This window comes from Actinacidiphila sp. bgisy167 (assembly GCF_057707665.1).
Map to the genome: position 1 here is coordinate 1 of NZ_JBYIQP010000026.1, position 21040 is coordinate 21040.

Here is a 21040-nt window from a genome sequence, read left to right on the forward strand (position 1 = left end):
GAGGCGGAGGGGGGAACCCCCCCCCCGGGCCGACTTCCCCCCGCGGCGGTTGCATCACTACCATCGACTCCCACGGTCAAGTCGCCGCAACCGCTGGGGGATCCGTTGACCTCGCACCGTCCGTCCGCCTACGTCGCCGTCACGGCGGCCGCCGTCCTGGGTGCCCTGTACTTCGTGCCCAACGCGTCCGCCAGCGCGGAGCACACGGCGAGCACCACCGCGCAGTCGTCCGCCTCCACCGCCGCCCTGACCAGGTCCGGCACCGGTCAGGAAGAGCATCTGGCGGACACCGGAAGCGTCGACACCACGCCGTACCTGGTCGGCGGTACCGCCTTCCTCGGCCTAGGCGCGGCACTCCTGATCAACGCCGGCCGTCGCGCCCGCGACGTCCACTGAAGTCCCCTCCCGCCCGGTCCCGGCCCGCGGGCCGGGACCGGGCGGGTCCGGGTTTGGGCGGGTCCGGGTTTGGGCTCAGGAGAGCGGGCCGGTCACCGACTCGGCTGCCGCCACCAGGGCGCCGCCGCGCACGAAGTCGTACGCCGCCGCCAGATCCGGGGCCAGGAAGCGGTCCGGACCGGGGCCGCCCACTCCCGCCTCGCGCGCCGCCTTCAGCACCGCCTGGGTCGCCGGGGCGGCCACCAGAACCTCGCTGCCCTGCACACGCAGCTCGACGGCACGGGCGGCGGCCATCAGCTCGACCGCGATGATCCGGGCGAGGTTGTCCACCGACTGCCGCAACTTGCGCGCGGCCGACCAGCCCATCGAGACGTGGTCCTCCTGCATCGCCGAGGAGGGGATGGAGTCCACCGACGCGGGCACCGCGAGCCGCTTGTTCTCGCTGACCAGCGCGGCCTGCGTGTACTGGGCGATCATCAGGCCGGAGTCCACGCCCGGGTCGTCGGCCAGGAAGGCCGGCAGGCCGTGCGAACGGCTCTTGTCCAGCAGCCGGTCGGTGCGCCGCTCCGCTATGGAGCCGAGGTCGGCGGCGGCGATGGCCAGGAAGTCCAGCACATAGGCGACGGGCGCGCCGTGGAAGTTGCCGTTGGACTCCACGCGTCCCTCACCCGCGGTGTCGCCGAGGAGGACGACCGGGTTGTCGACGGCGGCGGCCAGCTCGCGGTCGGCCACCGTCATGGCGTGCGCCACGGTGTCCCGGCCCGCGCCGGCCACCTGCGGGGCGCAGCGGATCGAGTACGCGTCCTGCACCCGCGGGGCGTCGTCCTGGTGGTGCCCGGTGAGCCCCGAGCCGGCGAGCACACGGCGCATGTTCTCGGCGCTGGCCGCCTGACCGGGGTGCGGGCGGATCGCGTGCAGCTCGGGCGCGAGCACCTTGTCGGTGCCCAGCAGCGCCTCCAGCGACAGCGCGGCGGTGACGTCGGCGGCGGTGAACAGCCGGCGCAGGTCCTCGATGGCCATGACGAGCATGCCGAGCATGCCGTCGGTGCCGTTGATGAGGGCCAGGCCCTCCTTCTCGCGCAGCTCGACGGGCTCGATGCCGTGCTCGGCCAGCAGCTCGGCGGCGGGGCGCACGACACCGTCGGGGCCCTCCGCCTCGCCCTCGCCCATCAGCACCAGCGCGCAGTGCGACAGCGGCGCCAGGTCGCCGGAGCAGCCCAGGGAGCCGTACTCGTGGACGACGGGGGTGATGCCCGCGTTGAGCAGCGAGGCCATCGTCTCCGCGACGACGGGACGGACCCCGGTGCGTCCGGAGGCCAGGGTCTTCAGCCGCAGGAACATCAGCGCGCGCACGACCTCGCGCTCCACACGCGGGCCCATGCCGGCGGCGTGCGAGCGGACGAGGCTGCGCTGCAGCTGTGCGCGCAGCTCGGGGCTGATGTGCCGCACCGCGAGCGCGCCGAAGCCCGTCGAGACCCCGTACACCGGCTCCGGTTTCGCCGCCAGGGCGTCCACGACCTCGCGGGCCGCGGCGATCCCGGCCAGCGCCTCCGCGGACAGCTCCACCCGCGCACCGTCGCGGGCCACCGCCAGCACATCCTCCGCCGTGACCCCGTGGGCCTCGACCACCACGCTATGCATACCCATATTCACGAACCCTACGGACTGTATCGCTACCTGTCACGTGCCGGACGGACCTCTTCCGCGCAGCCCGGGCGCCGACGGGGCGGGGACTTCCGGGCTCTGCTCCTGACGCCGGCCACCCGGCTGCCCGGCCGCCGCTCAGTCCCGCCCGCGGAAGCGGCGCCGCTCCACGTCGGGGCCCGCGGGCTGGTCGGCCAGGCGGACCACCGGGTCCTCGGGCGCCCCACGCCCGGCGACCACCGGCTCCACCGAGTGCAGCGCCTTCGCCCGGTACTGGGCCGCGTCCGCCAGCCGGAACAGCCGGCGCCCCGAGGCCACCACGCCGATCTCGGCGTCCGTGGACGCCACCCCCACCGCCACCCCGTCGCCCAGGCCCAGCCACTTGGCGCGCACGCACAGCTCCTCGGCGACCGCCACGACCTCCTCGGCGCTGTGCCCGACCGAGAGCAGGCAGAACTCGTCGCCGCCCAGCCGCGCCACCAGGCTGCCCTCCAGGGCGGACCCGCACAGCGACAGCACGGAACCGAAGCCGACCAGCAGCCGGTCGCCGACGGCGTGACCGAGCTGGTCGTTGACCCGCTTGAGCCCGTTGAGGTCGCAGACGACCAGGCTCACCGGGGTCCCGTCGGCACGGTGCCGCTCCACCGCCTCCTCCAGCCGCTGGTCGACGGCCCGCCGGTTGGCCAGCCCGGTCAGCGGGTCGCTGAAGGCCAGCCGGCGCACCTCCGCCAGCCGTTCGGTCTGGGCGATCCCGGCGGCGGTGAGGGTCGCCAGCACCGTCGCGAACTCGGCGTCGTCCCGGTCGAAGACCGGCCGTCCGGCGCCCCGGGCGACGTACAGCTCCCCCCAGGCGAGCCCGTGCAGCATGATCGGCGCGATGACGCAGGAGGTGCGGCCCCGCCGCCGCAGCGTGGCCACCCGCTGGTGGCAGTAGGCACCGCCACGGCCCGGGCACGGACCCTCGGCGGTCTCGATCCAGGCGTGCGGCTCACCGCCCTCGGTCCACTTGGCGTGCAGGAACTCCACGATCTCCGGGAAGTCCGCGACCGAGTACACCTCCTCGGCGGGTTGCGGCTCCTCCCCCGGCGCCAGGTCCCCGTCGTTGACCAGGACCCGCAGCCGTCCCCGGTCGCGCTCCCAGCGGGAGATCGCCGCCATGGAGCCGCCTAGCGCGACCCGTGCCGAGGAGGCGGCGCCGACGGCCGCCTCCATCGGCGACTTCGCCGCCGCCACCGCCCGCGCGAGTTCGGCGACGGCGCGCAGTCGAGCGTCCCCGCCGGTGCCGTTCATGCGCCCGTCTCCTGTCGCAGCCAGCAGATCTTCCTACCAGTCTGCGACAGTCGCACGGCCCCGCACGTCACGCGGCGGCGGCACGGTCGTGTCCCCGCTCAATCACTCACCCGGCCACACCGGGTCGCGCTTCTCGTTGAACGCCGCGACGCCCTCGGCACGATCCCCGGAGAAGGCCACCGCCCGCCACGCCGCGTCCTCCACATCCAGCCCGGTCCGCAGATCCGCCCCCTGCCCCAGACGCAGCGCGCGCTTGGCCGCCCGCAGCCCCACCGGGGAGTTGGCCGCGATCGTGGCGGCCAGTGCCAGCGCCTCCACGCGGTCCTGGCCCTCCTCCGCGAGCACGTCCACCAGCCCCAGCGCCAGCGCCTCCGCCGCGGGCACCCGGCGACCGGTGAAGACCAGCTGCGCCGCCCGCGCCGCACCCACCCGGCGCGGCAGCAGCTGCGTGCCGCCACCTCCGGGGATCACACCCACCGTGACCTCGGGCAGCCCGACGACGGCCGTGGGGTCAGCGACGATCACGTCGCACGCCAGGGCCAGCTCGTACCCGCCGCCGAGGGCGAAGCCGTGCACCGAGGCCACCGAGGGCATCGGCAGCTCCAGCACGCCCGTGTAGGCGGCCCGCGTGTGCGGGCGCTGCCGCGCGAGGTCGGCGTCGGTGAAGGAGTTGCGCTCCTTGAGGTCGGCGCCCACGCAGAACGCCCGCTCATGGGTGGAGGTGAGCACGACGCAGCTGACCGAGCGGTCCGCGGACAGCGCCGCGCACGCCTCGGTGAGCGCCCGGGCCATGTCCGTCGAGATGGCGTTCATCGCCTTGGGCCGGTCCAGCACCAGTTCCGCCACCCGCCCGGCGTCACCGTGCCTGCGTACCGCCACCCACTCGCCAAACCGCTGCTCGGTCATCGCGCCGCCACCTCCGGGTCGCCGTTAACGATCGTGAACGTCGACGGCCAGCGTAGTGGCCGCGCCCGCTCAGCCGCCCCGGCGGTTCAGCAACCAGGGCTCGACCACGCCGAGACCGCGCACCGGCCGCCGCCACATCGGCTGCAGACCGAAGCGGTACTTCTCCTCCGACCCGGGCTCGAGCTCCGCCTCCGACTCGGGCGCCTCGCCCGCCGCGACGAGCGCCTGCGCCAGCTCACCGTCCACCAGCACCGCATTTCGAGGCGCTATCGAGGTCAACCGGCTCGCCAGGTTCACCGTGGTGCCGGCGCCGGTCTGGCGCCGTCGACGACCGCGAACCCCGACCACGATTTATTAGTGGCCGCGCCCGCTCAGCCGCCCCGGCGGTTCAGCAACCAGGGCTCGACCACGCCGAGACCGCGCACCGGCCGCCGCCACATCGGCTGCAGACCGAAGCGGTACTTCTCCTCCGACCCGGGCTCGAGCTCCGCCTCCGACTCGGGCGCCTCGCCCGCCGCGACGAGCGCCTGCGCCAGCTCACCGTCCACCAGCACCGCATCCCGAGGCGCTATCGAGGTCAACCGGCTCGCCAGGTTCACCGTGGTGCCGAAGACGTCGCCCATGCGGGTCGTGACGGTGCCGAAGGCCATGCCGACCCGCAGCGCCGGCATGGTCTCGTCCCCGTTCATCGTCTCGATGAGCCGCATGCCGATCTCGGCGGCCGTGCCGGCGTCGTCCGCGACGAACAGCACTTCGTCGCCGAGGGTCTTGATGAGCCGTCCGCCGTGCGCGGCCACCTGGTCGGCGGCCGTGGTCTCGAACGCCTCCACCAGCTCGCCGAGTTCCTCCTCCTCCAGCCGGCGGGTGAGCCGCGTGAAGCCCACCAGGTCCGCGAAGCCGACGGCGAGCCGGCGGTCCACCGCCTCCTCGTCGTCCGAGCGGACGACCCGGCTGGTGGCGGCGGCGAGCTGCCGGCGCCACACGTACGTCAGGAACTCCTCCAGCTCCGGCAGCAGCAGCTCGACCAGCGGGTAGGCCACCTCACCGCGGGTCATGCCCGGTTCGGGCGGCTCGGTCAGCTCCTCCAGGAAGGAGTCGGTCTGCCACTCGGCCAGCCGGGCCGTGGTCTGACCGGTGGAGCGCGCGACCTGGATCGCCGTGCTCTCGCTGATCAGTCCCGCCTCGACCAGACCGGCCAGCCGCCGCAGCGCCAGGACGTCGGCCTCGGTCAGCGCGCGGGCCTGGCCTATGTCGGCGAAGCCCATCGCGCGCCAGAACCGGGCGGCGAGGTCCATGGAGACGCCGGCACTGCGGGCCGCCTGGAAAGGGGTGTAGTGCCGTTCGTAGCCGATGATCAGCTGTTCCAGGCGGAGCGCGATCGGGTCCTCTTCGAGGACGTGCCCGCGGGCGGAAGCGCCCCGTTCCTCGGGCTCCTCACGCTCCTCGCGTTCCGGCTGCCCGTCGTCAGGCCCGCCCGGCTCTTCCTGCGGCGGGAGGCCGCTCGCGTCGTCCACGGTCACCGCCCGCCCCCTCCTGGGTCCCTGCGCACCGGCCCTTCCGATCACCGCGCCGGAGGCTGCCGCCTCAACAATACGGCAGGTGTGGCCTGGCTCACTCTCCCGCCGGGCGCACATGGACGACGTCGCCCGCGCCGACCGCCCGCTCGCCCTCGCCGGTCGCCACGACCAGCCGCCCGTCGTCGTCGACCGCCACCGCGCGCCCGGTGATCGTCTCCCCGCCCGGCAGTTCGGCCCGCACGGTGCGGCCCAGCGTCACGCACCCGGCGGCGTACGCCTGCTGCAGCCGGGAGCCGCCCGGCTCGCCGCCGGCGCCCAGCCACTCGCCGTACCAGTCGGCGAGCGAACGCAGCACCGCGCGCAGCAGCGGATCGCGGTCGGTGACCTCGGCCCCGGCGAGCGCGAGTGAGCCGGCGGTCGGGACCGGCAGCTCCGCCTCGCGCAGTGTGACGTTGAGGCCGATGCCGATGACCACGGCGTCGTCGCCGACGCGCTCGGCGAGGATGCCGCCGGTCTTGCGCTCCTCGCCGCCGACCGTGACGAGCACGTCGTTGGGCCACTTCAGCCCGGTGTCCACGCCCGCCGTCCGCGCCACGGCGCTCGCGGTCGCCACGCCGGCCAGCAGCGGCAGCCAGCCCCAGAGCCGGTGCGGAACGGCGGTCGGCCGCAGCAGCACGGAGAAGAAGAGCCCGGAGCGGGCGGGGGCCTGCCAGCGGCGGTCCAGGCGGCCGCGCCCCGCGGACTGCTCCTCGGCGACCAGGACCGCGCCCTCGGCGGCGCCCTGCCGCGCCCGGGCCCCCAGGTCGCTGTTGGTCGAGCCGGTGGAGTCGACCACGTCCAGGTCGGTCCACAGGCTTTCCGGGGTGACGATCGCGCGGCGCAGGGCGGTCGCGTTGAGCGGTGGCCGCTCCAGGTCGGACCAGCGGTTCGAGGTCATGATCCCAGCCTAGGGTCTGCCCCCCGGATCGCCGCGGACGCGGCCCGCCCGGCTCCGGGACGACGCGGCGGCCGGGAAGGCGGACCCTGGGAGTGGGTGTGTCCAACGCCGCACTGACCACGCAGCATCCGCGCGGTTACGCTACGGAAACAGCGTTCTACCCGCCAGTCACATCACACCCCCCAAACGACCCGACGAGAGCAGGAGAGCCGCCCCCCATGGCCGAGCCGGAGATCGACATCCACACCACCGCGGGCAAGCTGGCGGACCTGCGCCGCCGCAGTCACGAGGCGACCCACGCCGGCTCGGCGCGCGCGGTGGAGAAACAGCACGCCAAGGGCAAGCTGACCGCCCGCGAGCGTGTCGAACTGCTGCTCGACGAGGGCTCCTTCGTCGAGCTGGACGAGCTGGCACGGCACCGCTCGACCGCCTTCGGCCTGGAGAAGAACCGCCCCTACGGCGACGGCGTCGTCACCGGCTACGGCACCGTCGACGGCCGCCCGGTGGCGGTGTTCTCCCAGGACTTCACCGTCTTCGGCGGCGCGCTCGGCGAGGTCTTCGGCGAGAAGATCGTCAAGGTCATGGACTGGGCGCTGAAGACCGGCTGCCCGGTCATCGGCATCAACGACTCCGGCGGCGCGCGCATCCAGGAGGGCGTCACCTCGCTCGGCCTGTACGGCGAGATCTTCCGCCGCAACACCCACGCCTCCGGCGTCATCCCGCAGATCTCGCTCATCCTGGGCCCCTGCGCGGGCGGCGCGGTCTACTCCCCCGCCATCACCGACTTCGTGGTGATGGTCGACCAGACCTCGCACATGTTCATCACCGGCCCGGACGTCATCAAGACCGTCACCGGTGAGGACGTCGGCTTCGAGGAGCTGGGCGGAGCCCGTTCGCACAACACCGTCTCCGGCAACGCCCACCACATGGCCGGGGACGAGAAGGACGCCATCGAGTACGTCAAGGCGCTGCTCTCCTACCTGCCGTCCAACAACCTGCAGGAGGCCCCGGCCTACCCGCAGGAGGCCGAGCCGGCGGTCACGGCGCAGGACCTCGAACTCGACACACTGATCCCGGACTCGGCGAACCAGCCCTACGACATGCACCAGGTCGTCGAGCACGTCCTGGACGACGGCGAGTTCCTGGAGACCCAGGCGCTGTTCGCGCCCAACATCGTCACGGGCTTCGGCCGGATCGAGGGCCACCCGGTCGGCGTCGTCGCCAACCAGCCGATGCAGTTCGCCGGCTGCCTGGACATCAACGCCAGCGAGAAGGCGGCGCGCTTCGTGCGCACCTGCGACAGCTTCAACATCCCCGTCCTCACCTTCGTCGACGTCCCCGGCTTCCTGCCCGGCACCGACCAGGAGTGGAACGGCATCATCCGGCGCGGCGCCAAGCTGATCTACGCGTACGCCGAGGCCACGGTGCCGCTGATCACCGTCATCACCCGCAAGGCCTTCGGCGGCGCCTACGACGTCATGGGCTCCAAGCACCTCGGCGCCGACCTCAACCTGGCCTGGCCGACTGCCCAGATCGCCGTCATGGGCGCCCAGGGCGCGGTCAACATCCTGCACCGCCGCTCCCTGGTCGAGGCGGGCTCCCCGCAGGAGGCCGACGCGCTGCGCGCCCAGCTGATGCAGGAGTACGAGGACACCCTGCTCAATCCCTACACCGCCGCGGAGCGCGGCTACGTCGACACGGTCATCCTGCCCTCGGAGACCCGCCTGCACCTGGTGAAGGCGCTGCGCACGCTGCGCAACAAGCGCGAGAGCCTGCCGCCCAAGAAGCACGGCAACATCCCCCTGTAAGGAGCGCGCCCACTCATGGTGATCAAGGTCGAACGGGGCAACCCGACCCCCGAGGAGCTGGCGGCCGTCGTGGCCCTCGTCCAGGCCCGGGCCGCGGCGGCCGCGCGGCCCGCCGACGGTCCGCCCGCGGCCGACGAGTGGGCGTCCCCCGCCCGGAACGTCCCCCTCGGGGTGCCGCGCCCGGCGCCGGCGTCCTGGCGCTCCACCTACTGGCCGCACTGACCCGCCTGCCGACCGCGCCGGCCCGCGCCGGACGCCGGGCCGGTCCGGGGCGGCTTGGGACGTCCTGGCTGATCAAGGCGGTCTGCCCGCGCCTGAGTATCCGTACTCAGGCGCGGGCGTCCGCCAGGGCGCAACCTGGACGGCATGCTGTGGTCAGACCCGTCCGAGGAACCCCCCGACGAGATGCGGCAGGCGCAGGCGATGCTGCGCCGCGCGATGCTCCTGATCGCCGTCGCCGTCGTCCTGGTCACCGCCCTGGTGGCCTGGCACGGCTGACTACGATGGCGCACATGACCGACAGCAGCCGCACCCCCCGTCCGCTCGTCCTCGCCTCGGCCTCCCCCGCGCGCCTGGGGCTGCTGCGGCAGGCCGGCCTCGACCCGCGGGTCGTCGTCAGCGGTGTGGACGAGGACGCGATCAGCGCGGACAGCCCCGCCGAGCTGGCCCGGGTGCTTGCCGAGGCCAAGGCCTCCGCGGTCGCCGCGGGGCTCCGCGACGCCGAGGTCGTCATCGGCTGCGACTCCGTCCTGGATCTGGACGGCCAGGCCCTGGGCAAGCCCGTCGACGCCGAGGACGCCACGGCCCGCTGGAAGTCCATGCGCGGCCGCCACGGGGTGCTGCGCACCGGGCACTGCGTCATCGATCTCGCCACCGGCCGCCGGGTCTCGGCGACCGCCTCCACCACGGTGCGGTTCGGCACCCCGGACGACGCCGAGATCGCGGCCTACGTCGCCTCGGGCGAGCCGCTCCACGTGGCCGGCGCGTTCACCCTGGACGGCCGCTCGGCGCCGTTCGTCGAGGGCATCGAGGGCGACCACGGCAACGTCATCGGTCTCTCGCTGCCGCTGCTGCGCCGTCTGCTCGCCGAGCTGGACCTGCGCATCACCGACTTCTGGGTCTGATCCGACCGCCCGGCGCCGGGCGGCCCGGCATCGGGCCCGGCCCGGCCGGTTCGGCCCGGCTCACACCGCCGCGGGGGCGACGGGCGGCGGGGGTGTGCTCCCGTCGGGCGCGTCGCGCCGGACGGCTTGCGGCGTCTGCCCTGCGTAGAGCACGAGGGTGAGCACCACGAACCCCAGGACGACCATCATCACCGCGTACGCGGCCCAGCCCACGGGGGCGGCCAGCGCCGCGCCCAGGACCCCGTGGGTCACCGCGCACAGCAGGAGGGCGATCCGTCCGACGCGGCCCGGGGCCCGGTCGCGGCGCGCCATCCGCACGAGGACGGCCGCGCATGCGATGAGGAAGAGCGCCATCGCCACACCGGCCGCCCAGGCGCCCGCCGCCATCGCGCCCGGGTCGAGCCCGGCCAGGGACATCTGCTGGTGGCGCACGGCGATGCCCATGATCCAGTGGACGAGGGCGAAGCCCAGGGCCTCCAGGACCAGCACCACGGCCGCCGCCGCGGCGACACTTCTGCGCACTGCGCCTCCCCGTCCCAGGCCCCTATTACCGGCGGTATTCCCCGAGGCGCACGCTACTAACGGGTAGAAGATGCGGCAAGAGTCCGCGCGGCACCACCCGTATGGGGCGCAAGTCCGGCAAAGATTTACCCGGGCCTTCGTGGAGTTCCCACAAAAACAGTGCCCCGTCGGTCACGGTGGAGGGCGGTGACCGGGCCCACACCGCTGGGCTCCAAGCACCGGGATAAAGAGGGCTTTACCGTAGGAAGCCAAGGCATCCGGGTCCCGATGCGGGGCCCGAATCACCCTCCGTGTGGGCAAGCTCACCCCCAGGGGTGCCTCGGCACGAAGTGTCGCCAGTACCTAAACTCTGCTTGTTTCAAGGAGGGAGCCATCGTGCGCAAGGTGCTCATCGCCAACCGCGGTGAAATCGCAGTCCGCGTCGCCCGTGCCTGCCGGGATGCCGGGATCGCCAGCGTGGCCGTCTACGCGGAGCCCGACCGGGACGCGCTGCATGTGCGCGTGGCCGACGAGGCGTACGCGCTGGGCGGTGACACTCCGGCCACCAGTTACCTGGACATCTCCAAGGTCCTGACGGCCGCGGCCGAGTCCGGGGCCGACGCCGTCCACCCCGGCTACGGCTTCCTGTCGGAGAACGCCGACTTCGCCCAAGCCGTCCTGGACGCCGGGCTCACCTGGATCGGCCCCCCGCCGCAGGCCATCCGCGACCTCGGCGACAAGGTCGCCGCGCGGCACATCGCCCAGCGCGCCGGAGCCCCCCTGGTCGCCGGCACCCCGGACCCCGTCTCGGGCGCCGAGGAGGTCGTCGCCTTCGCGCGTGAGCACGGTCTGCCGATCGCGATCAAGGCCGCCTTCGGCGGCGGCGGACGCGGCCTGAAGGTCGCCCGCACGCTGGAGGAGGTCCCCGAGCTCTACGAGTCGGCCGTCCGCGAGGCCGTCGCCGCCTTCGGCCGCGGCGAGTGCTTCGTCGAGCGCTACCTCGACCGCCCGAGGCACGTGGAGACCCAGTGCCTGGCGGACACCCACGGCAACGTCGTGGTCGTCTCCACCCGTGACTGCTCCCTGCAGCGCCGCCACCAGAAGCTGGTGGAGGAGGCCCCCGCGCCCTTCCTGACCCCGGAGCAGAACGCCCAGCTCTACGCGGCGTCCAAGGCCATCCTCAAGGAGGCCGGCTACGTCGGCGCCGGCACCTGCGAGTTCCTCGTCGGCACCGACGGCACCATCTCCTTCCTGGAGGTGAACACCCGTCTGCAGGTCGAGCACCCGGTCACCGAGGAGGTCACGGGCATCGACCTGGTCCGCGAGATGTTCCGCATCGCCGACGGCGAGGAGCTCGGCTACGACGACCCGCCGATGCGCGGCCACTCCTTCGAGTTCCGCATCAACGGCGAGGACCCGGGCCGGAACTTCCTGCCCGCCCCCGGCACCGTCACCCGTTTCGATCCGCCGACCGGACCCGGTGTCCGGCTGGACGCAGGCGTCGAGGCCGGCAGCGTCATCGGCCCGGCCTGGGACTCCCTGCTCGCCAAGCTCGTCGTCACCGGCGCCACCCGCCAGCAGGCCCTGCAGCGCGCCGCGCGCGCCCTCGCCGAGTTCCAGGTCGAGGGCATGGCCACCGCCATCCCGTTCCACCGCGCGGTGGTCGCCGACTCGGCGTTCGCTCCCGAGGTCTACGGCGAGACCGGTCCCTTCACCGTCCACACCCGGTGGATCGAGACCGAGTTCGTCAACGACATCAAGCCCTTCGCCGCCCCGGCCGACGCCGAGGAGGACATCGAGTCCGGCCGCGAGACCGTGGTGGTCGAGGTCGGCGGCAAGCGCCTGGAGGTCTCCCTGCCCGCTTCGCTGGGCATGACCCTGGCCCGTACCGCCGCCGCCGGCGGCGCCCGCCCCAAGCGCCGCGCCGCCAAGAAGGCCGGCGCGGCCGCCTCCGGCGACTCCCTGACCTCCCCGATGCAGGGCACCATCGTCAAGGTCGCCGTCGAGGAAGGCCAGCACGTCAACGAGGGCGACCTGGTGGTGGTGCTCGAGGCGATGAAGATGGAGCAGCCCATCAACGCCCACCGCTCCGGCACCGTCAAGGGCCTCACCGCGGACATCGGTTCCTCCGTGTCCTCGGGCGCTCTCCTCTGCGAGATCAAGGACTGACCTCTCCCTCGCGGACCGCAGCACGAACACCGCGGGTCCCGGCCGCTCGTCCGGCCGGGGCCCGCGGCGTCTCGCCGTCAGGGGCCGGCGGCTACCGCCTGCGCGGGGCCAGGTCGGCGATCCGGGCCGACTGCTGATCCCCGCTCAGAGGGGTGGTGCGCAGCGGTGACATCCCCGACATACCGCCGACCGACTGGCCGGCGGCCCTGGCACGCGGCTCGCCGGGAGCCGCCCCGCCCGCATACGGACCGGAGGGCTGCTGGTGGCGCCGTGGGCCCGGCACGGGCGGCATGTCCCGCCGCTGCCGGCCGTGGGACATCCCGGACTCCGCGGAGTCCGTCGACGCGACGGAGACCTGGACACCGCAGTCGGCCAGGGCCTGGAGCTCCGTGGCGGCGCGGTCGTCGCCGGCCGGCGGCTCGTCCGTGACCAGATGGGTGATCAGGTCGGTGGGCACCGTCTGGAACATGGTGTCCGTGCCCAGCTTGGTGTGGTCTGCCAGGACCACGACCTCCGCGGCCGCCTGGACCAGGGCCCGGTCGACGCTGGCGGAGAGCATGTTGGACGTCGACAGCCCGCGTTCCGCGGTCAGACCCGCCCCGGACAGGAAGGCCCGGGACACGCGCAGCCCTTGCAGCGACTGCTCGGCCCCGCTGCCGACGAGGGCGTAGTTGGAGCCTCGGAGCGTGCCGCCGGTCATGACCACCTCCACCCGGTTCGCATGCGCCAGGGCCTGCGCCACCAGCAGGGAGTTGGTGACGACGGTCAGACCCGGCACCCGGGCGAGCCGGCGCGCCAGCTCCTGGGTGGTCGTGCCGGCGCCGACGACGACGGCCTCGCCCTCCTCGACGAGACCTGCCGCGAGATCGGCGATCGCCGTCTTCTCCGCGGTCGCTAGATGGGATTTCTGCGGGAAGCCGGACTCCCGGGTGAAGCCCCCCGGCAGCACCGCACCGCCGTGCCGGCGGTCGAGCAGTCCTTCTGCCTCCAGCGCCCGCACGTCACGCCGTACGGTCACTTCCGAGGTCTGGACGACGCGGGCGAGCTCGCGGAGCGACACCGCTCCGTTGGCACGCACCATTTCGAGGATCAATTGGCGACGTTCTGCTGCGAACACGAAACTGACAGTAACGCCAATGACCGTCTGCTATCAGCAGTTTGCACCGATTAACAGAAGTTGTTCGCAGAGGCGGACGTGCCGTGCTATATGCATCCCCGGTCACGGTGCCGGGCACGCGCGGACGCGGCCGCCCGGCACGTGCCGCCGCGGATCACAGCTCGCCGGCCGCCTTGCGGGTGGCCAACTGCCGCGCGGATTCGGCGATCGAGCCCGACAGCGAGGGATAGACCGTGTAGGTGTTCGCTATCTGCTCGACCGTCAGATTGTTGTCGACCGCGATCGCGATGGGGTGGATGAGTTCGCTGGCGCGCGGCGAGACGACGACGCCGCCGACCACGATGCCGGTGCCAGGACGGCAGAACAGCTTCACGAAGCCGTCCCTGATGCCCTGCATCTTGGCCCGCGGGTTGCGCAGCAGCGGGAGTTTGACGACCCGTGCGTCGATCAGGCCCGCGTCGACGTCGGCCTGGGTGTAGCCGACGGTGGCGATCTCGGGGTCGGTGAAGACGTTGGAGGAGACCGTCTTGAGGTTGAGCGGGCCGACTGTCTCGCCCAGGAAGTGGTACATCGCGATCCGGCCCTGCATGGCGGCGACCGAGGCGAGCGCGAACACGCCCGTGACGTCGCCCGCCGCGTACACGCCGGGGGCCGAGGTGCGGGAGACCTTGTCCGTCCAGATGTGGCCGGACTCCTTCAGCTTGACGCCCGCGCCCTCCAGACCCATGGCGGCGGTGTTCGGTATCGCGCCGACCGCCATGAGGCAGTGGCTGCCGGTGATCACACGCCCGTCGGAGAGGGTGACCTCGACGCGGTCGCCGACCCGCTTGACGGCCTCGGCGCGGGAACGGGCCATGACGTTCATGCCGCGGCGGCGGAAGACGTCCTCCAGGACGGCGGCGGCGTCCGGGTCCTCGCCCGGCAGGACGCGGTCGCGTGAGGAGACGAGCGTCACCTTGGAGCCGAGCGCCTGGTACGCGCCGGCGAACTCGGCGCCGGTCACGCCCGAGCCGACCACGATGAGCTCCTCGGGGAGCTCCTCCAGGTCGTAGACCTGGGTCCAGTTCAGGATCCGCTCGCCGTCCGGCTTCGCGTCGGGCAGCTCACGGGGGCGGCCGCCCGTGGCGATCAGCACGGCGTCGGCGGTGAGGGTCTCCGTACTGCCGTCGGCCGCCTCGACGACGACGGTGCGGGAGCCGTCGATCGCCTGCATGCCCTCCAGCCGGCCGCGGCCGCGCATCACGCGGGCGCCCGCGCGGGTGACGGAGGCGGTGATGTCGTGGGACTGGGCGAGCGCGAGGCGCTTGACGCGCCGGTTGACCTTGCCGAGGTCGACACCGACGACGCGGGCGGCCTTCTCGGTGGGCGGTGTGTCGTCCGCCACGATGATGCCGAGTTCCTCGTACGAGGAGTCGAAGGTGGTCATCACCTCAGCTGTCGCGATCAGGGTCTTCGACGGGACGCAGTCGGTGAGCACCGAAGCCCCGCCCAGGCCGTCGCAGTCGACGACCGTCACCTCCGCACCCAGCTGGCTGGCCACCAGGGCCGCTTCGTATCCGCCGGGTCCGCCACCAATGATCACGATCCGAGTCACGTACCCCATTGTCCCGCACGCGCCAACTGATCACTTACGGGGGCGGCGTCCCCCTGTCGTACTCTCGTGTCCATGTCGCTCTACGCCGCCTACGCCGGCAACCTCGACGCCCGGCTGATGACGCGCCGCGCCCCGCACTCCCCCCTGCGCGGCACCGGTTGGCTCAGCGGCTGGCGGCTGACCTTCGGCGGCGAGCAGATGGGCTGGGAGGGCGCGCTCGCCACCCTGGTGGAGGACCCGCTGCACCAGGTCTTCGTCGGGCTCTACGACATCGCCCCGGTCGACGAGGAGGCGGTGGACCGCTGGGAGGGCGTCCCACTGGGGATCTACCGGCGCCACATGGTGCGGGTGCACACCCTCGACGGCGACCTGCCCGCATGGATCTACGTCCTCAACGACTACGAGGGCGGACTGCCGTCGGCGCGCTATCTCGGCGAGATCGCGGACGCGGCCGAGTCGGCGGGCGCCCCGCACGACTACGTCATGGAGCTGCGCAAGCGGCCCTGCTGACGGCGTTCGGCACGACCGCGCGCGCCGGAACGCGCGGCAGGGCGCGCGGTGCCGCGGAGGACACCGCGGCAGCGCCGCGTGCGGCACCTCGTCGCACCCCGGATCAGGCCGGCCCGGCCGGGCGCCCATGGCGCGGCGTGACGGCCCTCCCAGGCCCCCGCGCGGGCAGTCAACCGGCGGATTCTCTGAAATTTCGCAGACCGTGACCCGGAGCGTCTACGCGCGTAGGAGATAACCGGCTACTCTCATGCGCGTGAACTCTTCCGCAACTCCCCCCGCCGCCCGCACCCCGCTGGGCGACCCGTACGCCGCCGCCACGGCCGCCGCCGCCCGCCTGCGCGAACTGACCGGCGGCGAGACCCACGACGTCGCCCTGGTCATGGGCTCCGGATGGGTGCCGGCCGCCGACGCCCTCGGCGAGGCCGAGTACGAGTTCGCGGTGACCGAACTGCCGGGCTTCCCGCCGCCCGCCGTGGCGGGACACTCCGGCACCGTGCGTTCCGTGCGGATCGGCGACAAGCGGGCGCTGGTCTACCTCGGCCGCAACCACTACTACGAGGGCCACGGAGTCGCCACCGTCGTGCACGGCGTGCGCACCGCCGTCGCCGCCGGCTGCAAGACCGTCGTCCTGACCAACGGCTGCGGCGGGCTGCGCCCCACCTACCGCCCCGGCCAGGCCGTGCTGATCGGCGACCACATCAACATGACGGCCACCTCGCCGATCGTCGGCGCCAACTTCGTCGACCTCACCGACCTGTACTCGCCGCGTCTGCGTGCCCTGTGCAAGGAGATCGACCCCTCCCTGGAGGAGGGCGTCTACGTCCAGCTCCCCGGCCCGCACTACGAGACCCCGGCCGAGATCAACATGGTGCGGGCCATCGGCGGCGACCTCGTCGGCATGTCCACCGCGCTGGAGGCCATCGCCGCCCGCGAGGCGGGCGCCGAGGTGCTCGGCATCTCCCTGGTGACCAACCTCGCCGCCGGCATGACGGGCGAGCCGCTGAACCACGAGGAGGTCCTGGAGGCGGGCCGCGACTCAGCCGCCCGGATGGGCAGCCTGCTCGCCCAGGTGCTCAAGCGGATCTGACCACCCCGCGCGCGAGTTCGAGGGTGCCCTCACTCTGGTGAGGGAAGGCACCCCACACGGGGAGGTGGGGAGCGGCGCTCGCCGCCGCGGCCGGCTCCGCCGCCCGGCCGGAGGCGACCGTGCCACACGCCCCGCCCTTCCGCCGAGGCACCCGTCACGGCACGACGGGCCGAGGCCAGGCCGACCCGAGCGCGGCGCGGTCGGCACCGAAGACCGAGACATCGCAGGAGATCACGTGGCAAGCGCAAGCGAGAACGCGGAACTGATCCCTCAGGCGCGCACCTGGCTGGCCGAGGACCCGGACCCCGACACCCGAGCCGAGCTCGAGGCCCTGCTCGCGGCCGTCGAGGCCGGTGACACGGCCGCGGCCGACGACCTCGCGGCCAGGTTCGCGGGCACCCTGCAGTTCGGCACGGCGGGACTGCGCGGGGAACTCGGCGCCGGCCCCATGCGCATGAACCGCTCCGTGGTCATCCGGGCCGCCGCCGGTCTGGCCGCCTACCTCAAGGCGCGGGGACAGGGCGACGGGCTGGTCGTCGTGGGACACGACGCCCGCCACAAGTCGGTGGACTTCGCCCGCGACACCGCCTCCGTCATGGTCGGCGCCGGCCTGCGGGCGGCCGTGCTGCCCGGCCCGCTGCCGACACCCGTGCTGGCCTTCGCCATCCGCCATCTCGGCGCGGTCGCGGGCGTCGCGGTGACCGCGAGTCACAACCCTCCGCGCGACAACGGCTACAAGGTCTACCTGGGCGACGGCTCGCAGATCGTCCCTCCCGCCGACGCCGGGATCGCCGAGGAGATCGCCGCGGTCGGCCCGCTCGCCGGCGTGCCGCTGGCCGACGAGGGCTGGGAGACGCTCGGCGAGGAGGTCGTGGAGGCCTACCTGGACCGCGCCTCCTCCGTCGTGGACCGGCACACCCCGCGCGACGTCTCGGTGGTCTACACCCCCCTGCACGGGGTGGGTCGCGATGTGCTGACCGCCGCCTTCGTGCGGGCCGGGTTCCCCGCTCCGCACGTCGTCGCCGAACAGGGCGAGCCCGACCCGGACTTCCCGACCGTCGCCTTCCCCAACCCGGAGGAGCCGGGGGCGATGGACCTGGCCTTCGCCGCCGCCCGGGCGCTCGGCCCCGACATCGTCATCGCCAACGACCCCGACGCCGACCGCTGCGCCGTGGCCGTGCCCGACCGCGCCGCCGCGGGCGGCTGGCGGATGCTGCGCGGCGACGAGGTCGGCGCGCTGCTCGCCACCCATCTGGTGCACCGCCGGGCCATCGGCACCTTCGCGGCCAGCATCGTCTCCTCCTCCCTGCTGTCCCGCATCGCGGCCCGCGCGGGCCTGCCCTACGCCGAGACCCTGACCGGCTTCAAGTGGATCTCCCGGGTGGAGGGCCTGCGCTTCGGCTACGAGGAGGCGCTCGGCTACTGCGTCGACCCCGCGGGGGTGCGCGACAAGGACGGTGTCACCGCCGCCCTGGCCGTGGCGGAGCTGACCGCCGAGCTCAAGGCCAAGGGCCGCACGCTCGCCGACCTGCTGGACGACATCGCCCTGGAGTACGGGCTGCACGCCACCGATCAGCTCTCGGTGCGGGTCGCCGACCTGTCGGTCATCGACGACGCGATGAGCCGGCTGCGCGAGCGGCCGCCCAGCTCGCTGGCCGGACTCTCCGTCGTCACCGCCGAGGACCTCGCCAAGGGCAGTGCGGAGTTGCCGCCCACCGACGGGCTTCGCTACCGGCTGGCCGGCTCCCCGGACGCCGGTGTCGAATCGGCCCGGGTGATCGTGCGGCCGAGCGGCACGGAGCCCAAGCTGAAGTGCTACCTGGAGGTCGTGCTGTCCGTGCCGGGCGCCGACCGGCTGGCAGCGGTCCGCGCGCAGGCAGCCGAGGTCCTGGCGGCCGTCAAGGCCGACCTCGCGACCGCCGCCGGGCTCCCCGGGGACGAGGCCGCGGCACGCCCGTGACCCCGCGGGGTGGCGCCGCCCCGAGCCGGCCCTTCCCGGCGCGGGCGCGGGGCCGCGTCATCCCCGTCCCTGCGGGTGCTCAGCCGATGGGCGAGCACCGCGTCCGGTGCGCGCTCAGCCGATGGCGAGCAGCACAATCAGCACGACCGCACCGGCCACCGCCGGGGCGATCACCTCGAACGCCCAGCGGACCGTGACCTCGCTGGGAGCGCCTTCCCGGCCGCCGTGCCGCTGCGCGAGCTCGCGCAGCTCGTCCACCACGCGGTCGGACCAGGCCCTGGTCGCGTCCTCGGTGCCGGCACGGGACCCCGGGGTCACGCCCGGCTCGCCCCCGGTGGCCGCGCGCGAGGCGGCCCGCGCCGCCCGCTTGCGCGCCCGCATCGACACCGGGATGGCCCACATCTGGTACTTCCTGCCCTCCGCGAACAGCTCGGTCGAGTACCCCGCGCGCAGCCCCTCCACAGCGCCCCAGGACGCGCTGATGGTGCGGAAGGGATTGCGGACCAGGATGCGGTCCTCGCCGGCCCGGACCACCGGGCGCAGGGTGAACGCGACGATCAGCGGCACGATCAGCAGCATCAGCGCGAGGGCCACCCAGGGGGTGTTCCCCGTGCCGCGGACGATCGCGTCGATGCCGAGCCACAGCGTGATGGCGAGCATGAGCGCACCGCCGGCGACACCGGCCGCCGAGCGGAAGGACCGCTCGGCGTACTTCGGCTGCCCGGGGCCGGGCTGCGGTTCGGGGGCGGGGTTCTTGGAGCTCGTCATGAGATCAGATTGTGCCTGACCCCGGAGCTTCGCCGGGCGGCGCGGAGGTTGCGTTAGTGCATCGGCGTCAGCGCTCGCCTACTGGTACGCCTTGTCCTTTCGCGAGTCGTAGACGCGCTTGCCCGCAGCGTCGTAGCCCTGGATGTGGGGCAGGGATTCCTCCGGCGCGGTGAGTATCCCGGTCGCGACGAAGTAGCCGTGGTCGAGCGCGGCCTGCTGCGTGACGCCGCCCCAGGAAACGGTGACCTTGGCGACCCCGGGGTCGACCGTGCCGATGCTGCCCCAGCGGAAGGGAAGCTTGATGGGCAGCCGCGGTCCGGTGGCGCCGTACTCCTTGTAGAGCTGGTAGCCGTTGTCGTCCGGCACGACGGGCCCACGGCCCGCAGCGCCGTCCGCTCCGACACTGCTGCCGACACTGCCCGCCTCCCCGTTCTTGTCCGTGCAGATCAGACGGACGGGGTTGCCGTCCACGGTTGCGACCGCCACGACGCGGATGCCATCGCCCGGGGAGTTCTCGTCACCTGAGGCGTTCAGCGCGAGTATCACGCGGTAGTCCTCGGCGTTCCCGTAGTCGCGTGCGAAGGGGAACCCCTTGGGTCGGTGTTCCCCGCTGTACGCGAGGCACCTCCCCAGTACCTCGGCCGCCTGCTCCATCGTGATCCCGTCGGCCAGCTGCCCCGGTGTCGCCGGGCCCGCGGGCCCGCCGGGCGACGCGCTCGTCCGCCCCGGGGCGGACGAGTGCGACTCGGCGGCGCTCGCCGGCGCCGACAGGCGGGTGTCATTCGCGGGCTGGGCAGCGTCTGGCTGGTAGTGCATCGCGATGGCCGTGCCGGGCACCGCGACCAGCGCCGCCAGCCCCGCCCCCGCGGCGAGCACCCGGCGTCTGCGGCTCGTCCTGCCGTGCCGCACGATCGTGGCGTAGGGCGCCTCGCCCGTGCGCAGCACGTCCGTCTGTTCCTCGAGGAGCTCGCGCAGCCGCGCCTCGAACTCCGTGTCACCGTCCGCGGGGCCGTGCCCCGGCGTGTTCCCCATGTCCCTCATCAGGCTCCTCCTCCGACCTTCGCGTCCTTCGCCATGCCCCACGGCCCCGTCCCAGCGCTCGCCCCAGCCCCGGGCCCCGCGGCCGCCCCGGCGCCGACGGGCTCCGCAGCCGGCACGGCCGTGCCCAGCCGGGCCCGCAGCTTGGCCAGGCCCCGGGCCGCCTGGCTCTTGACCGTGCCGGCCGAGCAGCCCAGCACGTGGGCCACCTCGGTCTCCGACAGGTCGTCCCAGTACCGCAGCACGACCACGGCCCGCTGCCGTGCGGGCAGCTCACCGAGCGCCGCCAGCAGCACCTCGCGCTGCGCCACCCGCGCGGTGGGGTCGGCCCCCGCACCTTCGGGCGGTATGTCTGTGAGCCGTTCGGCCACGCGTTTCTTGCGGAAGCGGTCCTTGTTGCAGCTGATCAGGATCCGCCGCACATACGCGTCCGGATTGTCGCTGCGCTGCACCCGCCGCCAGGACCGATAGGCCTTGGCCAACGCCGTCTGCGCCAGGTCCTCGGCGTGATGCCCGTCACCTGTGAGCAGATAGGCGGTCCTGACCAGATGGGTCCATCTGGCGCGGACGTAGCCTTGGAATTCCGCCTCGTCGTCTGGATTCATCGATGACCCCCTTCACCCACCAGACCACCGGTTCCGCCGATTCGGTTGCCGGGCCCCGCCTGCGAGTCC

20 protein-coding genes and 1 pseudogene are annotated in these 21040 nt (G+C 73.4%); 9 read left to right on the forward strand and 12 right to left on the reverse strand.

The annotated features are described in order from the left end of the window. The first annotated feature begins 105 nt into the window (after positions 1-105). Positions 106-396 (forward strand): hypothetical protein, encoded by a 291-nt coding sequence (locus tag AC3ET4_RS12940; RefSeq protein ID WP_431948866.1) that lies wholly within the window; start codon positions 106-108, stop codon positions 394-396. Positions 397-471: 75 nt separating this feature from the next. Here the strand turns inward: AC3ET4_RS12940 and hutH are convergent, their stop codons facing one another. The 6 genes and pseudogenes from hutH to AC3ET4_RS12970 form a co-directional block, all read right to left on the reverse strand. Further along, the gene (gene hutH / locus AC3ET4_RS12945; protein WP_431948938.1) at positions 472-2037 is read right to left on the reverse strand and encodes a histidine ammonia-lyase; all 1566 of its coding nucleotides are present in this window, start codon (positions 2035-2037) and stop codon (positions 472-474) included. A gap of 141 nt (positions 2038-2178) precedes the next feature. Continuing rightward, positions 2179-3330, reverse strand: coding sequence for a GGDEF domain-containing protein (locus tag AC3ET4_RS12950; RefSeq protein ID WP_431948867.1), 1152 nt, complete (start codon positions 3328-3330; stop codon positions 2179-2181). Positions 3331-3432: 102 nt separating this feature from the next. Then, positions 3433-4236, reverse strand: a complete 804-nt coding sequence (locus tag AC3ET4_RS12955; RefSeq protein ID WP_431948868.1) for an enoyl-CoA hydratase/isomerase family protein — start codon at positions 4234-4236, stop codon at positions 3433-3435. A 69-nt stretch (positions 4237-4305) separates the two neighbouring features. Continuing rightward, a pseudogene (locus AC3ET4_RS12960) lies at positions 4306-4542 on the reverse strand (adenylate/guanylate cyclase domain-containing protein); the annotation flags it as partial. Positions 4543-4607: 65 nt separating this feature from the next. Then, a complete protein-coding gene (locus tag AC3ET4_RS12965) occupies positions 4608-5756 on the reverse strand; it encodes an adenylate/guanylate cyclase domain-containing protein (RefSeq protein WP_431948869.1) in 1149 nt (382 codons plus the stop codon). A 91-nt stretch (positions 5757-5847) separates the two neighbouring features. Then, complete coding sequence (locus AC3ET4_RS12970) at positions 5848-6690, reverse strand: biotin--[acetyl-CoA-carboxylase] ligase (RefSeq protein ID WP_431948870.1); 843 nt, start codon at positions 6688-6690, stop codon at positions 5848-5850. A gap of 218 nt (positions 6691-6908) precedes the next feature. Between AC3ET4_RS12970 and AC3ET4_RS12975 the strand changes: the two genes are divergently transcribed. The 4 genes from AC3ET4_RS12975 (at position 6909) to AC3ET4_RS12990 (ending at position 9622) form a co-directional block, all read left to right on the forward strand. Next, complete coding sequence (locus AC3ET4_RS12975) at positions 6909-8498, forward strand: acyl-CoA carboxylase subunit beta (RefSeq protein WP_431948871.1); 1590 nt, start codon at positions 6909-6911, stop codon at positions 8496-8498. 15 nt (positions 8499-8513) lie between these two features. Then, positions 8514-8720 (forward strand): acyl-CoA carboxylase epsilon subunit, encoded by a 207-nt coding sequence (locus AC3ET4_RS12980; RefSeq protein WP_431948872.1) that lies wholly within the window; start codon positions 8514-8516, stop codon positions 8718-8720. 144 nt (positions 8721-8864) lie between these two features. Then, positions 8865-8996, forward strand: a complete 132-nt coding sequence (mmpB, locus tag AC3ET4_RS12985; RefSeq protein WP_431948873.1) for a morphogenic membrane protein MmpB — start codon at positions 8865-8867, stop codon at positions 8994-8996. Positions 8997-9010: 14 nt separating this feature from the next. Further along, entirely contained in the window at positions 9011-9622 is a 612-nt protein-coding gene (locus AC3ET4_RS12990; protein WP_431948874.1) for a nucleoside triphosphate pyrophosphatase, read from the forward strand. Positions 9623-9682: 60 nt separating this feature from the next. On the opposite strand, the gene AC3ET4_RS12995 is transcribed toward AC3ET4_RS12990, so the two are convergent. Further along, positions 9683-10144 (reverse strand): hypothetical protein, encoded by a 462-nt coding sequence (locus AC3ET4_RS12995; protein ID WP_431948875.1) that lies wholly within the window; start codon positions 10142-10144, stop codon positions 9683-9685. Positions 10145-10519: 375 nt separating this feature from the next. Between AC3ET4_RS12995 and AC3ET4_RS13000 the strand changes: the two genes are divergently transcribed. Then, the gene (locus tag AC3ET4_RS13000; RefSeq protein ID WP_431948876.1) at positions 10520-12292 is read left to right on the forward strand and encodes an acetyl/propionyl/methylcrotonyl-CoA carboxylase subunit alpha; all 1773 of its coding nucleotides are present in this window, start codon (positions 10520-10522) and stop codon (positions 12290-12292) included. Positions 12293-12383: 91 nt separating this feature from the next. Here the strand turns inward: AC3ET4_RS13000 and AC3ET4_RS13005 are convergent, their stop codons facing one another. Further along, positions 12384-13373, reverse strand: coding sequence for a DeoR/GlpR family DNA-binding transcription regulator (locus AC3ET4_RS13005; RefSeq protein WP_431948939.1), 990 nt, complete (start codon positions 13371-13373; stop codon positions 12384-12386). A 190-nt stretch (positions 13374-13563) separates the two neighbouring features. Continuing rightward, entirely contained in the window at positions 13564-15012 is a 1449-nt protein-coding gene (locus AC3ET4_RS13010; RefSeq protein ID WP_431948877.1) for an NAD(P)H-quinone dehydrogenase, read from the reverse strand. A 63-nt stretch (positions 15013-15075) separates the two neighbouring features. Between AC3ET4_RS13010 and AC3ET4_RS13015 the strand changes: the two genes are divergently transcribed. From AC3ET4_RS13015 to AC3ET4_RS13025, 3 genes are all read left to right on the forward strand, one after another. After that, positions 15076-15513, forward strand: a complete 438-nt coding sequence (locus AC3ET4_RS13015; protein WP_431948878.1) for a gamma-glutamylcyclotransferase family protein — start codon at positions 15076-15078, stop codon at positions 15511-15513. Positions 15514-15766: 253 nt separating this feature from the next. Next, on the forward strand, positions 15767-16600 hold the full coding sequence (locus AC3ET4_RS13020; protein WP_431948879.1) for a purine-nucleoside phosphorylase: 834 nt from the start codon (positions 15767-15769) through the stop codon (positions 16598-16600). A 235-nt stretch (positions 16601-16835) separates the two neighbouring features. Then, positions 16836-18560 (forward strand): phospho-sugar mutase, encoded by a 1725-nt coding sequence (locus AC3ET4_RS13025; protein WP_431948880.1) that lies wholly within the window; start codon positions 16836-16838, stop codon positions 18558-18560. Between the two features lie 114 nt (positions 18561-18674). On the opposite strand, the gene AC3ET4_RS13030 is transcribed toward AC3ET4_RS13025, so the two are convergent. From AC3ET4_RS13030 to AC3ET4_RS13040, 3 genes are all read right to left on the reverse strand, one after another. Then, positions 18675-19328 (reverse strand): PH domain-containing protein, encoded by a 654-nt coding sequence (locus tag AC3ET4_RS13030; RefSeq protein WP_431948881.1) that lies wholly within the window; start codon positions 19326-19328, stop codon positions 18675-18677. A 78-nt stretch (positions 19329-19406) separates the two neighbouring features. Further along, complete coding sequence (locus tag AC3ET4_RS13035) at positions 19407-20369, reverse strand: hypothetical protein (RefSeq protein ID WP_431948882.1); 963 nt, start codon at positions 20367-20369, stop codon at positions 19407-19409. Next, positions 20369-20971: a SigE family RNA polymerase sigma factor gene (locus AC3ET4_RS13040; RefSeq protein WP_431948883.1), complete on the reverse strand. Its 603-nt coding sequence runs from the start codon at positions 20969-20971 to the stop codon at positions 20369-20371. Before AC3ET4_RS13040 ends, AC3ET4_RS13035 begins: the two co-directional genes overlap by 1 nt. Between the last annotated feature and the right edge of the window lie 69 nt (positions 20972-21040).

What these genes read in the sequence shown, in the direction of transcription:
- mmpB (WP_431948873.1), top strand. Translation starts at nt 8,865, where the DNA reads ATGCTGTGGTCAGACCCGTCCGAGGAACCCCCCGACGAGATGCGGCAG.
- AC3ET4_RS12980 (WP_431948872.1), top strand. Translation starts at nt 8,514, where the DNA reads ATGGTGATCAAGGTCGAACGGGGCAACCCGACCCCCGAGGAGCTGGCG.
- AC3ET4_RS13005 (WP_431948939.1), bottom strand. Translation starts at nt 13,373, where the DNA reads ATGGTGCGTGCCAACGGAGCGGTGTCGCTCCGCGAGCTCGCCCGCGTC.
- AC3ET4_RS13030 (WP_431948881.1), bottom strand. Translation starts at nt 19,328, where the DNA reads ATGACGAGCTCCAAGAACCCCGCCCCCGAACCGCAGCCCGGCCCCGGG.
- AC3ET4_RS12955 (WP_431948868.1), bottom strand. Translation starts at nt 4,236, where the DNA reads ATGACCGAGCAGCGGTTTGGCGAGTGGGTGGCGGTACGCAGGCACGGT.
- AC3ET4_RS13015 (WP_431948878.1), top strand. Translation starts at nt 15,076, where the DNA reads ATGTCGCTCTACGCCGCCTACGCCGGCAACCTCGACGCCCGGCTGATG.
- AC3ET4_RS12975 (WP_431948871.1), top strand. Translation starts at nt 6,909, where the DNA reads ATGGCCGAGCCGGAGATCGACATCCACACCACCGCGGGCAAGCTGGCG.
- AC3ET4_RS13010 (WP_431948877.1), bottom strand. Translation starts at nt 15,012, where the DNA reads ATGGGGTACGTGACTCGGATCGTGATCATTGGTGGCGGACCCGGCGGA.
- AC3ET4_RS13040 (WP_431948883.1), bottom strand. Translation starts at nt 20,971, where the DNA reads ATGAATCCAGACGACGAGGCGGAATTCCAAGGCTACGTCCGCGCCAGA.
- hutH (WP_431948938.1), bottom strand. Translation starts at nt 2,037, where the DNA reads ATGCATAGCGTGGTGGTCGAGGCCCACGGGGTCACGGCGGAGGATGTG.
- AC3ET4_RS12970 (WP_431948870.1), bottom strand. Translation starts at nt 6,690, where the DNA reads ATGACCTCGAACCGCTGGTCCGACCTGGAGCGGCCACCGCTCAACGCG.
- AC3ET4_RS12990 (WP_431948874.1), top strand. Translation starts at nt 9,011, where the DNA reads ATGACCGACAGCAGCCGCACCCCCCGTCCGCTCGTCCTCGCCTCGGCC.
- AC3ET4_RS12950 (WP_431948867.1), bottom strand. Translation starts at nt 3,330, where the DNA reads ATGAACGGCACCGGCGGGGACGCTCGACTGCGCGCCGTCGCCGAACTC.
- AC3ET4_RS13035 (WP_431948882.1), bottom strand. Translation starts at nt 20,369, where the DNA reads ATGAGGGACATGGGGAACACGCCGGGGCACGGCCCCGCGGACGGTGAC.